The organism is Streptomyces sp. NPDC006450, assembly GCF_040612195.1.
Classification (GTDB): domain Bacteria; phylum Actinomycetota; class Actinomycetes; order Streptomycetales; family Streptomycetaceae; genus Streptomyces.
On sequence record NZ_JBEXPT010000058.1, the window covers coordinates 25,211 to 39,581 of the forward strand.

Below are 14,371 nucleotides of genomic sequence, written 5' to 3' on the forward strand. Positions count from 1 at the left end.
TGTTGCTTCTGATGCCAATGGGGCGCCTGGTCTACGCCAAGCGCCCCCTCCGACGGGAAATCTGGCGGAGCGTCAGCGCACGGGCCGGTCCGCCCGCTCGACCTTCTGGGTCCCGTTTAGCGTGCGGTACGAGCGTGCCCAGGCGGCCGTGGCGTCCTGGCGCCGCTTGTCCGAGACCACGTAGTAGTCCATCTGGGAACGCTCGGCCGTCACGTCCAGCACGCCGTAGCCGTGGGCGTCCATGTCCAGCCACTTCACGTGCCGGTTGGCGGCCTTGATGGCCGTTTCGGCGACCAGCGAGGCCGTGTCGGCCGGCACGTGCAGCAGGTCGTCGATGTTGTCGGAGGTCACCGACGTCACCACGAACTCCACGCCCGCCGACCGCGACCAGGGGTAGGTGGCCGCCGTCACCGGGACGTCGTTCGCCCAGGCCATGTGGATGTCACCGGTCAGGAAGACGGTGTTGCGGACGGAACGGTCCGTCAGGTGTCCCAGCAGCTCACGGCGGTCGTCCGTGTACCCGTCCCACTGGTCCACGTTGACCGCGAGGCCGCCCGCGGGCAGACCGAGCAGTTCGGTGAGGGGACCCAGCAGGTGCGCCGGCAGCGAGCCGAAGGCCACCGGCGAGATCATCACCGAGGTGCCCACCAGCTTCCAGGTGGCCTGCGAGCCGGCCAGCCCGGCCTTCAGCCAGTCCAGCTGGGCCCGCCCGGTGAGGGTGCGCTCCGGGTCGTCCACCGCGCCGCTGCCGATGCCCGCCTGCTGCGAGCGGAAGGTGCGCAGGTCCAGCAGGTGCAGGTCGGCGAGGGTGCCGAACTGCAGCCGGCGGTAGACGGTGCCCTCGGTGGACGTGCGGACCGGCATCCACTCGAAGTACGCCTGCCGGGCGGCGGCCGCGCGGGCCCCGAAGGAGCCCTCGGCGGCGGGATCGTGGTTCTCGGCGCCGCCGGACCAGGTGTCGTTCGCTATCTCGTGGTCGTCCCAGATCGCGATGACCGGGTGGGCCTGGTGCAGGGCCTGGAGGTCGGGGTCCGTCTTGTACGTGCCGTGCCGGGTGCGGTAGTCCGCCAGGGTGAGGATCTCGTGCAGCGGCTCGTGCTGCCGCACGACGTACTTCGCCTCGGGGTAACCGCCGCTCTGGTACTCGTAGATGTAGTCGCCCAGGTGCAGTACGGCGTCCAGGTCGGCCCGCGCGGCCAGGTGGCGGTACGCGGAGAAGTAGCCGGACTCCCAGTTGGCGCAGGAGACCACGCCGAAGCGGATCCCGGCGGGCGCGGTGGCGGCGGCGGGGGCGGTGCGGGTGCGCCCCACCGGGGAGACGGTGGAGCCGGCCGTGAACCGGTACCAGTAGGCCGTCTGCGGCCGCAGGCCCCGTACGTCGGCCTTGACGGTGTGGTCGGACGCCGCGCTCGCGGTGACGGTGCCGCTCGAGACGATCCGGGAGAAGGCCTTGTCCTCGGCGATCTCCCAGCCCACCGCGACGGCCGGGCCCGCGCCGGAGCCCGGTACGGCTCCGGCGGTCGGGGTGACGCGGGTCCACAGCAGGACCCCGTCGGGGAGCGGGTCGCCCGAGGCGACGCCGTGCAGGAAGGAGGGTGCGCCGTCGGTGGTGCTCGTGGCGGCGTGGGCGGCTTCGGCGCCCAGCGCGGCGATCGGGACGAGTGCCGCCGTGGCCGCCGCGGCCAGGACGACCGTACGGCGGCGGGGAGTCGGCACGGTCGCCGATTCCGGTGCGGAAGGGGAGAGTTGACTGGTCACGGATGATCATATTACCGACGGGTATTCGATCTGTGCCAGCCCCCTGAAAGCAACGGACGGGCGAACTCGGGGAGTTCGCCCGTCCGTCGGGTGCTGCGAGAGGGGAGGGAGGGGTCAGCCGGCGATGGCCTTGTCGATCGCCGTCGTGAACGCCTCGGGCGACTGCGGCATCGGGTCGATCTTCTTGCCGTCCATCTTCAGCGTCGGCGTGCCCTTCACACCGCTCTTGTCGAAGGTCTTCGACATCTCCAGCGCCCACCGGTCGTAGGTGCCGTCGTCGAGCGCCTTCTTGAACTCGGCGTTCCCCTTGAGCGCCGGGACCTGGTCCGCGACCGACAGCAGGTACGCGTCCTTGGCGAACTTGTCGTCCTTCTCCTCCGGGTGGTTCGCCGCGGAGTAGAGGGCCGTCTTGTACTCCAGGAACGCCTCCGGGCTGACGTTGAGGGCCGCGCCCAGCGCGCTCAGGGCGTTCTTCGAGCCGCTGCCGGGGAAGCCGTTGTCCAGGAAGGTGGCGCCGACGAACTGGATCTTGTACTTGCCGGCGTCGACGTCCTTCTTGACCTGCGGGCCGACCGCCTGCTCGAAGCTCGCGCAGACCGGGCAGCGCGCGTCCTCGTACAGCTCCAGGGTCTTCTTGGCGTCGGCCTTGCCGATGACCACCGTCGTGCCGTTCTCGCCCGAGGTGTTCTTCGGCGCGACCACGGGGGCGTCGGCGGCCTTCTCCCAGGCGCTCGGCTCGTTGGACTGGACGACGGCGTAACCGACGCCGCCGGCCAGGGCGAGGGCGGCCACGACGCCGCCCGCCACGAACACCTGCCGGCGGACCTTGGCCTTCTTGGCCTGCTGCTCGCGTTCGATGCGCAGCCTCTCGCGGGCCGCCGCCTTGTTCGCCTGGCTGTTGCGTGCGCTCATCGTTCTCTCCGTGGGGTGTGGCTCCGCGGTGGAGCCGGCTGTAAGGGGGGACTGTCCTCGTACGTCAGGCGCGAGCGAACGCGCCGGGTACGCGAGGAGGTCCCCGACGTCCCACGGAGTGCGCGGGGAAGCGGGTCCGGGCCACCGTGCTCCGCAGCGCCGCCCGCGGTGAGCGCGGCACCGGGGCCAGGGCCCGCGCCGCACGGGCCGAGGCCATCCGCAGCGGCCGGAAGGCGCAGGCGGACGCGGCGCGCAGCAGCCGGCCGAGCGCCCGCTCCCCGCGGTGCAGCCACAGCGAGGCGAGCAGACCGACCGATACGTGCGCGCCCAGCAGCAGCCAGGGCGCCCACGGTCCGGGCGCGGCCAGCAGCGCGGCCGGATCGGCGGGACCGCCCACCTCGGCCAGCGCCCCGCCCACCGGGCTGCCGCCGCAGAAGTCGGCCAGACCCATGGCCCGCAGCGGACCCGAGACGGGGCCGCCCGCGGGGCCGTAGCAGAGGTGCTGGCCGGAGGTCAGCACGGTGTCGGCGGCCAGTTCCAGGGGGACGAGCAGCCCGGCGATGTGACCGAGGCCACGCTCGCGGCCGGCCAGGGCGAAGGCGATCGCGAAGACCGCGGCGAAGGCCCCTCCCACCAGCGCGGGAGGCAGCGGCACCCGGGACATCAGGACGTGCGAGCCCGTCGAGAGCAGCACGACGACCGCGCTGAACAGCGCGGCCCGCAGCCCCCGGAGACCCACCCCTGATATGTCCATCGTCGCGAGTGTGCCATGCGTCCCTGTGAGGACGGGCCCTAGGCCCCTGTCCAGGGGAGGATCCGGCCGTTGCGGAAGAGGTCCACGAAGATCTGGTGGTCGGCCCGGGCCCGGGCGCCGTAGGCGTGGGCGAAGTCCACCAGCAGGTCCGCGAAGCCCTCCTCATCGGCGGCGATGGCCGCGTCGATGGCCCGCTCGGTGGAGAACGGGACCAGCGTCTGACCGCTCTCCTGCTCGTCCGCCGCTCCGTGCATGGTCGCCGTCGCCCGGCCCAGGTCGGCGACCACGGCCGCGATCTCCTCCGGGTCGTCCAGGTCCGACCAGTCCAGGTCCACCGCGTACGGGGAGACCTCGGCGACGAGCTGCCCGGCCCCGTCCAGCTCCGTCCAGCCGAGCCACGGGTCGGCGTGCGCCTGCAGGGCCCGCTGGGAGATCACGGTGCGGTGCCCCTCGTGCCGGAAGTACTCGCGCACCGACCGGTCGGTGACGTGCCGGGACACGGCCGGGGTCTGCGCCTGCTTGAGGTAGATCACGACGTCGTTCTCCAGGGCGTCGCTGTGCCCCTCCAGCAGGATGTTGTACGAGGGCAGGCCCGCCGAACCGATTCCGACGCCCCGGCGGCCCACCACGTCCTTGACCCGGTAGGAGTCCGGGCGGACCAGGGACTCGTCGGGAAGGGTCTCCAGGTACCCGTCGAAGGCGGCGAGCACCTTGTACCGGGTGGCCGCGTCCAGCTCGATGGTCCCGGGGCCGGGGGAGAAGCGGCGCTCGAACTCGCGGATCTCGGTCATCGAGTCGAGGAGCGAGAAGCGGGTGCGGCGGCGGGCGGCGCGCAGGGCATCCAGCAGGGGACCGTCGGCGGTGTCCAGGGTGAAGGCGGAGAGCTCCGACGCATCACGGCTCTTGGCGCCCGTCGCCAGCGCGTGGATGCGCTCCCGGTAGGCCGCCGCGTAGATCCGCACGAGCTCGCTGATCTGGTCGTCGCTGAGCGCCTTGGTGTAGCCGAGCAGGGCGACGGAGGCGGAGAACCGCTTCAGGTCCCAGGTGAAGGGGCCGACGTAGGCCTCGTCGAAGTCGTTGACGTTGAAGACGAGCCGGCCCTGGGCGTTCATGTACGTGCCGAAGTTCTCGGCGTGCAGATCGCCGTGGATCCACACCCGGCCGGTGCGCTCGTCCAGGTACGGGCCGCCGTGCCGCTCGTGCTCCAGGTCGGCGTAGAAGAGGCAGGCGGTGCCCCGGTAGAAGGCGAAGGCCGAGGCCGCCATCTTGCGGAACTTGACCCGGAAGGCCGCCGGGTCCGCGGTGATCAGTTCGCCGAAGGCGATGTCGAACACGTCGAGTATCTGCTCGGCGCGCTGCTCGTCGGTCGTCTCGGGAACCGCCATGCGGGTGCCTCCAGGTGGTGCGGTGGATCGGCGCTTTTGATCAGGCGCAGCGGACAGGTGTCCTTTGGGTCTGCAACGGACGAAGGTACCCCTCGGTGCCCGCCCACACGCCACCCGACCCTCGTCGTGAGCTTCGCGCGCCCCCTCTTCCTGTCACTGGAGCCACGTAGGATTCATAGCTGCCGCCCCTCTCTCCCGCCCGGAGGCCCCCACCGTGACCAAGACGCCGTTCACGCACCTGCACGTCCACACCCAGTACTCCCTGCTGGACGGTGCCGCGCGGCTGAAGGACATGTTCAACGCGTGCAACGAGATGGGCATGACGCACATCGCCATGTCCGATCACGGCAACCTCCACGGGGCGTATGACTTCTTCCACACCGCGAAGAAGGCCGGCGTGACGCCGATCATCGGCATCGAGGCGTACGTCGCCCCGGAGTCCCGGCGCAACAAGCGGCGCATCCAGTGGGGCCAGCCCCACCAGAAGCGCGACGACGTCTCCGGTTCCGGCGGTTACACCCACAAGACGATCTGGGCGGCGAACTCCACCGGGCTGCACAACCTCTTCCGGCTGTCCTCCGACGCGTACGCCGAGGGCTGGCTGACCAAGTGGCCGCGCATGGACAAGGAGACCATCTCCCAGTGGTCGGAAGGGCTGATCGCCTCCACCGGCTGCCCCTCCGGCGAGCTCCAGACCAGGCTGCGCCTCGGCCAGTTCGACGAGGCCCTGAAGGCCGCCTCCGAATACCAGGACATCTTCGGCAAGGACCGCTACTTCCTGGAGCTGATGGACCACGGCATCGAGATCGAGCGCCGGGTCCGCGACGGGCTGCTGGAGGTCGGCAAGAAGCTCGGCATCCCGCCGCTGGTCACCAACGACTCGCACTACACGTACGCCCACGAGTCCGCCGCGCACGACGCCCTGCTGTGCATCCAGACCGGCAAGAACCTCTCCGACCCGGACCGCTTCCGCTTCGACGGCACCGGCTACTACCTCAAGTCCACGGAGGAGATGTACGCCGTCGACTCCTCGGACGCCTGGCAGGAGGGCTGCCGCAACACCCTCCTGGTGGCCGAGCAGATCGACACCACCGGCATGTTCGAGGCCAAGAACCTCATGCCGAAGTTCGAGATCCCCGAAGAGGGCTACACCGAGATCACCTGGTTCAAGGAGGAAGTGCGGCGCGGCATGGCCCGCCGCTACCCGGGAGGCGTCCCCGAGGACCGGCAGAGGCAGGCCGAGTACGAGCTGGACGTCATCATCCAGATGGGGTTCCCGGGCTACTTCCTCGTCGTCGCCGACTTCATCATGTGGGCCAAGAACCAGGGCATCGCGGTGGGCCCCGGCCGTGGCTCCGCGGCCGGCTCGATCGTCGCGTACGCCATGGGCATCACCGACCTCGACCCGATCACCCACGGCCTGATCTTCGAGCGGTTCCTGAACCCCGAGCGCGTCTCCATGCCCGATGTCGACATCGACTTCGACGAGCGCAGGCGCGTCGAGGTGATCCGCTACGTGACGGAGAAGTACGGCGACGACAAGGTCGCCATGATCGGCACGTACGGAAAGATCAAGGCGAAGAACGCCATCAAGGACTCGGCCCGCGTCCTCGGCTACCCGTACGCCATGGGCGACCGGCTCACCAAGGCGATGCCCGCCGACGTCCTCGGCAAGGGCATCGACCTCAACGGCATCACCGACCCCTCGCACCCGCGCTACGGCGAGGCCGGCGAGATCCGGGCGATGTACGAGAACGAGCCCGACGTCAAGAAGGTCATCGACACCGCCCGCGGCGTCGAGGGCCTGGTCCGGCAGATGGGCGTGCACGCCGCCGGCGTGATCATGTCCAGCGAGCCGATCGTCGACCACGCACCGGTCTGGGTCCGGCACACGGACGGCGTGACCATCACGCAGTGGGACTACCCCCAGTGCGAGTCGCTCGGCCTGATCAAGATGGACTTCCTGGGCCTGCGCAACCTCACGATCATGGACGACGCCGTCAAGATGGTGAAGGCCAACAAGGGGATCGACCTCGACCTCCTCGGCCTGCCGCTCGACGACGCCAAGACCTTCGAACTGCTCGGACGCGGCGACACGCTCGGCGTCTTCCAGTTCGACGGCGGGCCCATGCGCTCCCTGCTGCGCCTGATGAAGCCCGACAACTTCGAGGACATCTCCGCCGTCTCGGCCCTGTACCGGCCGGGCCCGATGGGCATGAACTCGCACACGAACTACGCCCTGCGCAAGAACAAGCAGCAGGAGATCACCCCGATCCACCCGGAGCTGGAGGAGCCGCTCAAGGAGATCCTCGGCGTCACCTACGGCCTGATCGTGTACCAGGAGCAGGTCCAGAAGGCCGCCCAGATCATCGCCGGCTACTCGCTCGGCGAGGCCGACATCCTGCGCCGCGTGATGGGCAAGAAGAAGCCCGAGGAACTGGCGAAGAACTTCGTCATCTTCGAGGCGGGCGCCAAGGAGAAGGGCTTCAGCGACCAGGCGATCAAGGCGCTGTGGGACGTCCTGGTCCCCTTCGCCGGCTACGCCTTCAACAAGGCGCACTCGGCCGCGTACGGCCTGGTCTCCTACTGGACCGCCTACCTCAAGGCCAATTTCCCGGCCGAGTACATGGCGGGCCTGCTCACCTCGGTCAAGGACGACAAGGACAAGTCCGCGATCTACCTGAACGAGTGCCGCCGCATGGGCATCAAGGTGCTCCCGCCGAACGTGAACGAGTCGGAGGCGAACTTCGCCGCCCAGGGCGACGACGTGATCCTCTTCGGCCTCACGGCGGTGCGCAACGTCGGCCAGAACGTCGTCGAGTCGATCATCAAGACCCGGAAGGCCAAGGGGAAGTACTCCACCTTCCCCGACTTCCTGGACAAGGTCGAAGCCGTCGTCTGCAACAAGCGCACCGTCGAGTCCCTGATCAAGGCCGGCGCCTTCGACGAGATGGGCCACACCCGCAAGGGCCTGGTCGCCCACCACGAACCGATGATCGACAACGTGGTCGCCGTCAAGCGCAAGGAGGCCGAGGGACAGTTCGACCTCTTCGGCGGCATGGGTGACGAGGACGCGGGCGACGAGCCGGGCTTCGGCCTCGACGTGGAGTTCTCCGACGTCGAGTGGGAGAAGGCCTACCTCCTCGCCCAGGAGCGCGAGATGCTCGGCCTCTACGTCTCCGACCACCCGCTCTTCGGTCTGGAGCACGTGCTCTCCGACAAGACCGACGCCGGCATCTCCCAGCTCACCGGCGGCGAGCACGGCGACGGCGCGGTCGTCACCATCGGCGGCATCATCTCGGGCCTCCAGCGCAAGATGACCAAGCAGGGCAACGCCTGGGCCATCGCCACCGTCGAGGACCTGGCGGGCTCCATCGAGTGCATGTTCTTCCCCGCGACCTACCAGCTCGTATCCACCCAGCTGGTCGAGGACACCGTCGTCTTCGTCAAGGGCCGCCTGGACAAGCGCGAGGACGTCCCCCGGCTGGTCGCCATGGAGATGATGGTCCCCGACCTCTCCAACGCCGGCACCCACGCCCCCGTCGTCCTCACCATCCCGACCGTCAAGGTCACCCCGCCGATGGTGACCCGGCTCGGCGAGATCCTGCGCCACCACCAGGGCAACAGCGAGGTGCGGATCAAGCTCCAGGGGCCGCGCACCACCACCGTGCTCCGGCTCGACAAGCACCGGGTCAAGCCCGACCCGGCGCTCTTCGGAGACCTCAAGGTGCTGCTCGGGCCGTCCTGCCTGGCCGGGTAGCCGAAGCGTGAAGAGGGCGCGCCCGGGAATCCGGGCGCGCCCTCTTCGTTTCCGCTCGCGGAGGCGCGTCAGTTGTGGCCGAACCGCTTCGACTTGCTCTTGCGGGCCATGTCCATCGGGGAAGGCGCCGCGGACGTCGAATCGGGCGAGGTTTCCGCGCCGCTCTTCGAGGGATCCTGCGCGGACGAGCGGACCTGCTGCTTCGCCGGCTGCTTCTGGTTCTTGTTCTTGGCCATGGGGGGAACCTCCGTGAGGGTCTAGGGGCCAGGACCGCCTTCACACTCACACAGCGCCGTAAACGGCGCATTTTGGATCATTACCGCGCGTAGTCGGGTTCCTGCCGGGGGGCTCTGAGAGATACGCCACGCCGATGATCGAGTTCCGGCCGTCAAGGCCGTTGCCGTCGGGCAGACTCGGGGAAACCGCGAAAGACACAGAGGACCCCCAGGGAAGAGGGTGGTACGCGTGGACCGCTGCGTCGTCCTGGTGGACGCCGGCTATCTGCTGGGCGCCGCCGCGAGCCTCCTCGCAGGAGAGCCGTCCCGCTCCCGGATCACCGTCGACCATGCGGCGCTCATCCAGGGCCTGCGCGAGCGCGCCGAAGCCGACACCGAGCAGCCGCTCCTGCGGATCTACTGGTTCGACGGTGCACCCGACCGGGTGCCCCAGCCCGAGCACCGGCGGCTGCGCGTCATGCCCCGGGTCACCGTCCGCCTAGGCGCCCTGACCCGCAGCGACGGCCGCTGGGCCCAGAAGGGCGTCGACGCGGCCATGCACGCCGAGCTCACCGAGCTCGCCCGCAACCGGGCCTGCTCGGACGTCGTACTCGTCACCGGCGACGGAGACCTGCTGCCCGGCCTGATGTCCGCCAAGGAACACGGGGTGGCCGTCCACCTGTGGGCCGTCCAGGCCGCCGACGGGGACTACAACCAGTCCGAGGACCTCGTCGCCGAAGCCGACGAACGCCGCGTCCTGGACCGCACCTGGATCACGCGCGCCGTCCGCGCGCGTGACCTCACCGGACTCTGCGCCCCGGCGCCGGCGCCGCGCCCCGAGATCGCCGCCATCCTCTCCGCACCGCTGCCCGAAGCCGCCCTCGCCGAAGCCGCCCGGGGCAGCGGCAACGGCAGCGGAACCCGGCCCGCGGCCCCCGTGGAGCCCGAGGAGGGCGGCGTACCGGCCGCCGCCGGGGCCGCCACCGCCAACGGCAGGACCGTCCCGACCCCGAAGGACCTCGCGGGCGCCCTGCGCGCCCCCGGCGGCCCCGCACCCGCCCCCGGGCCCGGCCAGGCCCTCGGTACGGCCCCGGCCGGCAGCGCCCTGCGGTGGTCCTCGGACAAGGGGTGGATCGACCGCGCCGGGCCGCTCGGCGAGCCCGCCGAGACCGCCTCGCTGCCCACCCTCGCCCAGCTCACCTCCGCCGAGCAGCGCTGGGCGGACCGCGAGGAGGACATCACCACCGTCGGCGGCGACCCGTTCGAGGTCGGCCAGGTGTTCGCCCGGCGCTGGATGGAACGGCTCCCGGAGACCGTGCACCTGCAGAAGCTCGCCACGATGTACCCGAGGGTCCCGCACCGGATCGACGGTGAGCTGCTGCGCTACGCCGCCCGGTTCGGACTCCTCGCGCACAAGGACGACCAGATCGACGAGCACGACCGCTACGCCATCCGGGCCGGCTTCTGGCGCGAGATCGACGTACGGGCGGCCGCGGAACACGTGGCCGGCGCCGGATCGGCGGCCGCCCAGGCCGCCGCCCCCGGGGCCCTCGCGGCCCCCGCGGCGGCTCCCGTCGCGGTCGCCCCGGCGGCCCCGGCAGCCGAGTAGGGGCCGCAACCCCGTAGGCTGCTCCCTCGTGAGTACGGGGACAGCACAGGCGGACACGGGCACGGCACAGGCCGCGGGACCGGCCCCCGACGTGGTCTGCGCGGTGCGTGACCTGGTCAAGACGTATCCCGCGGTCCGAGGACGGCGCGGGGCCCCGGCCCTGCCCGAGACCCGTGCCACCGACGGGATCACCCTGGACGTGCGCCGCGGCGAGATCTTCGGACTGCTCGGCCCCAACGGCGCCGGCAAATCGACCCTGGTCCGCCAGCTCACGGGCCTGCTGCGGCCCGACTCCGGCTCGGTGACCCTGCTCGGCCACGACCTCGTGCGCCACCCCGACCGGTCGGCCCGGCTGCTCTCCTACCTCGGCCAGGAATCCACCGCCCTCGACGAGCTCACGGTCTCGCTGGCCGCCGAGACCACCGGCCGGCTCCGCGGGCTCGGCCTGCGCGAGGCGCGGTCCGTACGGGACTCCGTACTGGAGGAACTCGGACTGACCGGGATCGCCGGACGCCCCCTGAAGAAGCTGTCCGGCGGGCAGCGGCGCCTCGCGTGCTTCGCCGCCGCACTGGTGGGGGAGCGCCCCGTCCTGGTGCTCGACGAGCCCACGACCGGCATGGACCCGGTGGCCCGGCGGGCCGTCTGGGCCGCCGTCGACCGGCGCCGCGCCGAGACCGGGGCCACCGTGCTGCTGGTCACCCACAACGTCATGGAGGCCGAGACCGTCCTCGACCGGGTCGCCGTCATCGACCAGGGCCGGGTCATCGCCTGTGACACCCCGGCCGGGCTCAAGGCCCGGGTGTCCGGAGAGGTCCGGCTCGAACTGGTCTGGCGCACCGCGCCGCCGCTGGAGCTCCCGGAGGTCGCCGCGCTCGCCGCCGCGGCCACCGAATCCGGGCGGCGCTGGGTGCTGCGGCTCGGATCCGACGAGGCGCGGGCGGCGGTGGCGGCCGTGACCGGCGGCCCGGCCTTCGCCACCCTCGACGATTTCACGCTGGCCACGCCGAGCCTGGAGGACGTGTACCTCGCCCTCGGCGGACGCACCTCGAAGGGACTGGTGAAGGCGTGAGCGCCACCGCCGCCACGGCCGACACCACGGCAGCTGCCGCCACCACGGCCGCACTCAGGACGGCGGGCGTCCTGGCGCCGCGCGCCCGGTTCTTCCCCGCGCTGGCCGCCGTCTACCGTGCCCAGCTGTCCCGCGCGCGGGTCTCGCGGATCCCGCTGCTGTTCGTGGCCACCTTCCAGTCCGTCGGGATCATGATCCTGATGCGGGGCGTGGTCGACGGGGGCTCCGAGGCGCGGGCCGTCGTCGCCGGTTCCTCCGTGCTGGTCGTCGCCTTCGTCGCGCTGAACCTGCTCGCGCAGTACTTCGGGCAGCTCCGGGCCAGCGGCGGGCTCGACCACTACGCCACCCTGCCGGTGCCGCCCGCGTCCGTGGTGCTGGGCGCGGCCGCCGCGTACGCCTCCTTCACGCTGCCCGGCACGCTGGTGACGGCCGTCTTCGGCAGCGTGCTGTTCGGGCTGCCGATGGGCGGCCTGTGGATCCTGGCCGCCGTGGTGCCGCTGGCCGGGGCCGCCCTCGCCGGGCTCGGCGCGGCGCTGGGCCTGCTGGCCCCCCGGCAGGAGCTGGCCACCCTCGCCGGACAGCTCGGCATGTCCGCGGCGCTGCTGCTGGGCGTGCTGCCGCCCGAGCGGATGCCGGACGTCATCGTCTGGACGCGGGACCTGCTGCCGTCCACGTACGGCGTGGAGGCGTTCGCCCGTACCTTCGAGCCGCACCCCGACTGGGCGGCGGTCATCCTCGACCTCGGCGTGTGCGCGGGGGTGGGGGTGCTCTCCCTCGCTGTCGCGACCTGGGCCTATCGGCGGGCAGCGGTACGCTGACGCCCGCGGGGGCCGATCGTTAAATCAAACACTTCCTGGCACGATGTGGGGGTGACCGAAGCCGTGACCCCCTATGACAAGCCCGACCAGCCGCCGTCGGAGTCCCCTTCGGCTCCGGCCGCGCCCGCGTCCGAGCCCGCCTTCTCCCCGTCCGACATCCGCGACGGGGCCGCCATCGCCCTCGTGATCGGCGTGGCCGGCGTGCTCCTCGGGCTCCTGTGGGTCTGGCTCGCACCGCGCGTGCAGTACGTCTCCAACGGCGAGGCCGTGTACCTGCGGGACACCGAGAGCGAGGCCCGCATCGGGGCCGACGGGACCTTCCTGCTGCTGTCGGTCGGATTCGGCGTGCTGAGCGCGCTGGCCGTCTTCCTGTGGCGCCGCGGCGGGGGTGCCGCGCAGGTGATCGGGCTCGCGGTCGGATCGGTCTTCGCCGCGCTGGTCGGCTGGCGCGTGGGCCTGTGGCTGGGCCCGTCCTCGGACCTGGTGGCGGCCGCCCGGAAGGCGGGCAAGGGAGTCCCCTTCGACGCCCCGCTGGAGCTGCTCGCGCACGGGGCGCTGCTCGGATGGCCGATGGCCGCGGTCGTCGTCCACCTGGCCCTGACGGCCCTGTGGGGGACGCGGGATCCGGCGCCGGAGCTCGCGATGTGGCCGTCCACGTACTACCAGGCCCCTGCGGATCCCCCCGCCGCCCCGCCTGCGGACCCGTCCGGTACGGAGCCTCCGCGACCGTAGCCCGGTGCGGACGGGCGGGCCCTGCGGGGCCCCGGCGACGTCACGCCCGGGCGATCGGGGCCGCGGCGGCCGAGGTCAGAGCGGTCAGGGTGGCCGGGGCGAGCTCGACCTCCAGGCCGCGGCGGCCCGCCGAGACGCAGATCGTGGGGAACTGCGAGGCCGAGGCGTCCAGGACCGTCCGCAGGCGCTTGCGCTGGCCCAGCGGGGAGATGCCACCCAGTACGTAGCCCGTGGTGCGCTCCGCCAGGGCCGGGTCGGCCATCGCCGCGCGCTTGCCGCCCACCGCCGCGGCCAGGGCCTTCAGGTCGAGGCTGCCCGAGACCGGGACCACCGCGACCACCAGCGAGCCGTCCACGTCGGCCAGCAGCGTCTTGAACACCTGGGCGGGGGAGACCCCGAGGGCCTGGGCCGCCTCCTCGCCGTAGGACGGGTGGGCGGGGTCGTGCTCGTAGGCGTGCACGGTGAATTCGGCGCCGGCCGCCGTCAGGGCCACGATCGCCGGAGTGCCCGCCGCCTTCTTCTTCGCCATGGGTCCTGGGGGTCCTTCGTCGGCTTCGTCAGTTGGGGCTCGTCGGCGCGCGCGTGAGGTCCACGGCCGGGAGCGAGGGGAGGTGGCGGATGACGGCCGTCTCCGTGCGCAGCAGCTTCAGTTCCTCGGCGAGGCGGGTCGCCGTGTCCGGGGCCTGGAGCAGGCGCTGCTTCGCCGGGATGTCCAGCACCGCGGCCGCCGCGACCAGGTACGAGACCACCGAGGGCTCGTCGGGGAGGTCCATGCCGGTCAGGGAGCGTTCGCGGGCTCCCGCCAGCCGCTTCTGGTACGTGCGGAACGCCCGCAGCACGCCTTCCGCCAGCGCGCCCGCGCCGTCGCCCGCGTCCTCCGGGAGCTCCTCGAGCTCCGCCACGAGGAAGGGGCCGGACGCGTCGACCGACAGCAGCCGGACCCGGACCGTACCGGTCGCCATCACTTCGAAGCTGCCGTCCTCCCGCTCCCGGATCGAGGCGGCGTCCGCGATGCAGCCCACCCGGTGGAAGGCCTGGACCGGGTCGGCGCCGAAACCGGCCGCCGGGCCGCGCTCGGGCACGGTCGTCTGGTCCGGCAGGCCGGGCGCGGTCGGGGCGACCTCCCGGCCGTCGCGGATCGCGACGACCGCGAAACGGCGGGGCTCGTCCTCTCCCGCCTTCAGCAGCTCGCGCATCATGGCGCGATAACGCTCCTCGAAGATGTTCAGCGGGAGGACGAGTCCCGGGAACAGCACCGAGTTCAGCGGGAAGAGGGGCAGGCGAACGGTGGTCACGAGGCACAGGGTAGTGGCCGTGGCCGCAGGGGGTGTCCCGGGGACGAGGGCCGGACCCGGCCCT

General features: G+C 71.7%; 12 protein-coding genes. 5 read left to right on the top strand and 7 right to left on the bottom strand.

Annotated elements, in window-relative coordinates; all coding sequences use genetic code 11:
- Positions 1-72: 72 nt before the first annotated feature.
- The 4 genes from ABZY57_RS18880 to ABZY57_RS18895 form a co-directional block, all read right to left on the bottom strand.
- Positions 73-1,758: an alkaline phosphatase D family protein gene (locus tag ABZY57_RS18880; RefSeq protein WP_356513291.1), complete on the bottom strand. Its 1,686-nt coding sequence runs from the start codon at positions 1,756-1,758 to the stop codon at positions 73-75.
- A 114-nt stretch (positions 1,759-1,872) separates the two neighbouring features.
- The gene (locus ABZY57_RS18885) at positions 1,873-2,670 is read right to left on the bottom strand and encodes a DsbA family protein (protein WP_356513293.1); all 798 of its coding nucleotides are present in this window, start codon (positions 2,668-2,670) and stop codon (positions 1,873-1,875) included.
- 64 nt (positions 2,671-2,734) lie between these two features.
- Entirely contained in the window at positions 2,735-3,424 is a 690-nt protein-coding gene (locus ABZY57_RS18890; protein WP_356513295.1) for a hypothetical protein, read from the bottom strand.
- Between the two features lie 38 nt (positions 3,425-3,462).
- Positions 3,463-4,809: a DUF2252 domain-containing protein gene (locus ABZY57_RS18895; RefSeq protein ID WP_356513297.1), complete on the bottom strand. Its 1,347-nt coding sequence runs from the start codon at positions 4,807-4,809 to the stop codon at positions 3,463-3,465.
- Positions 4,810-5,023: 214 nt separating this feature from the next.
- Between ABZY57_RS18895 and dnaE the strand changes: the two genes are divergently transcribed.
- Entirely contained in the window at positions 5,024-8,569 is a 3,546-nt protein-coding gene (gene dnaE, locus ABZY57_RS18900; RefSeq protein ID WP_356513299.1) for a DNA polymerase III subunit alpha, read from the top strand.
- 68 nt (positions 8,570-8,637) lie between these two features.
- On the opposite strand, the gene ABZY57_RS18905 is transcribed toward dnaE, so the two are convergent.
- Positions 8,638-8,805: a hypothetical protein gene (locus ABZY57_RS18905; protein ID WP_356513301.1), complete on the bottom strand. Its 168-nt coding sequence runs from the start codon at positions 8,803-8,805 to the stop codon at positions 8,638-8,640.
- A gap of 220 nt (positions 8,806-9,025) precedes the next feature.
- Here ABZY57_RS18905 and ABZY57_RS18910 point away from each other — a divergent pair, with 220 nt between their 5' ends.
- The 4 genes from ABZY57_RS18910 to ABZY57_RS18925 all read left to right on the top strand — a co-directional run bounded on the left by ABZY57_RS18910 (position 9,026) and on the right by ABZY57_RS18925 (position 13,012).
- Entirely contained in the window at positions 9,026-10,393 is a 1,368-nt protein-coding gene (locus tag ABZY57_RS18910; protein ID WP_356513303.1) for an NYN domain-containing protein, read from the top strand.
- Positions 10,394-10,421: 28 nt separating this feature from the next.
- Positions 10,422-11,462: an ABC transporter ATP-binding protein gene (locus tag ABZY57_RS18915; protein ID WP_356513305.1), complete on the top strand. Its 1,041-nt coding sequence runs from the start codon at positions 10,422-10,424 to the stop codon at positions 11,460-11,462.
- 71 nt (positions 11,463-11,533) lie between these two features.
- On the top strand, positions 11,534-12,280 hold the full coding sequence (locus ABZY57_RS18920; RefSeq protein ID WP_356513317.1) for an ABC transporter permease: 747 nt from the start codon (positions 11,534-11,536) through the stop codon (positions 12,278-12,280).
- Between the two features lie 51 nt (positions 12,281-12,331).
- Positions 12,332-13,012, top strand: a complete 681-nt coding sequence (locus ABZY57_RS18925; protein WP_356513307.1) for a hypothetical protein — start codon at positions 12,332-12,334, stop codon at positions 13,010-13,012.
- 40 nt (positions 13,013-13,052) lie between these two features.
- On the opposite strand, the gene ybaK is transcribed toward ABZY57_RS18925, so the two are convergent.
- Both ybaK and ABZY57_RS18935 read right to left on the bottom strand, forming a co-directional pair.
- On the bottom strand, positions 13,053-13,541 hold the full coding sequence (ybaK, locus tag ABZY57_RS18930) for a Cys-tRNA(Pro) deacylase (protein WP_356513309.1): 489 nt from the start codon (positions 13,539-13,541) through the stop codon (positions 13,053-13,055).
- Positions 13,542-13,569: 28 nt separating this feature from the next.
- A complete protein-coding gene (locus tag ABZY57_RS18935; protein WP_356513311.1) occupies positions 13,570-14,307 on the bottom strand; it encodes an LON peptidase substrate-binding domain-containing protein in 738 nt (245 codons plus the stop codon).
- Positions 14,308-14,371: the final 64 nt, after the last annotated feature.

Coding starts and splice junctions, on each gene's coding strand:
- ABZY57_RS18885 (WP_356513293.1), bottom strand. CDS start 2,670: ATGAGCGCACGCAACAGCCAGGCGAACAAGGCGGCGGCCCGCGAGAGG.
- ABZY57_RS18890 (WP_356513295.1), bottom strand. CDS start 3,424: ATGGACATATCAGGGGTGGGTCTCCGGGGGCTGCGGGCCGCGCTGTTC.
- ABZY57_RS18895 (WP_356513297.1), bottom strand. CDS start 4,809: ATGGCGGTTCCCGAGACGACCGACGAGCAGCGCGCCGAGCAGATACTC.
- ABZY57_RS18905 (WP_356513301.1), bottom strand. CDS start 8,805: ATGGCCAAGAACAAGAACCAGAAGCAGCCGGCGAAGCAGCAGGTCCGC.
- ybaK (WP_356513309.1), bottom strand. CDS start 13,541: ATGGCGAAGAAGAAGGCGGCGGGCACTCCGGCGATCGTGGCCCTGACG.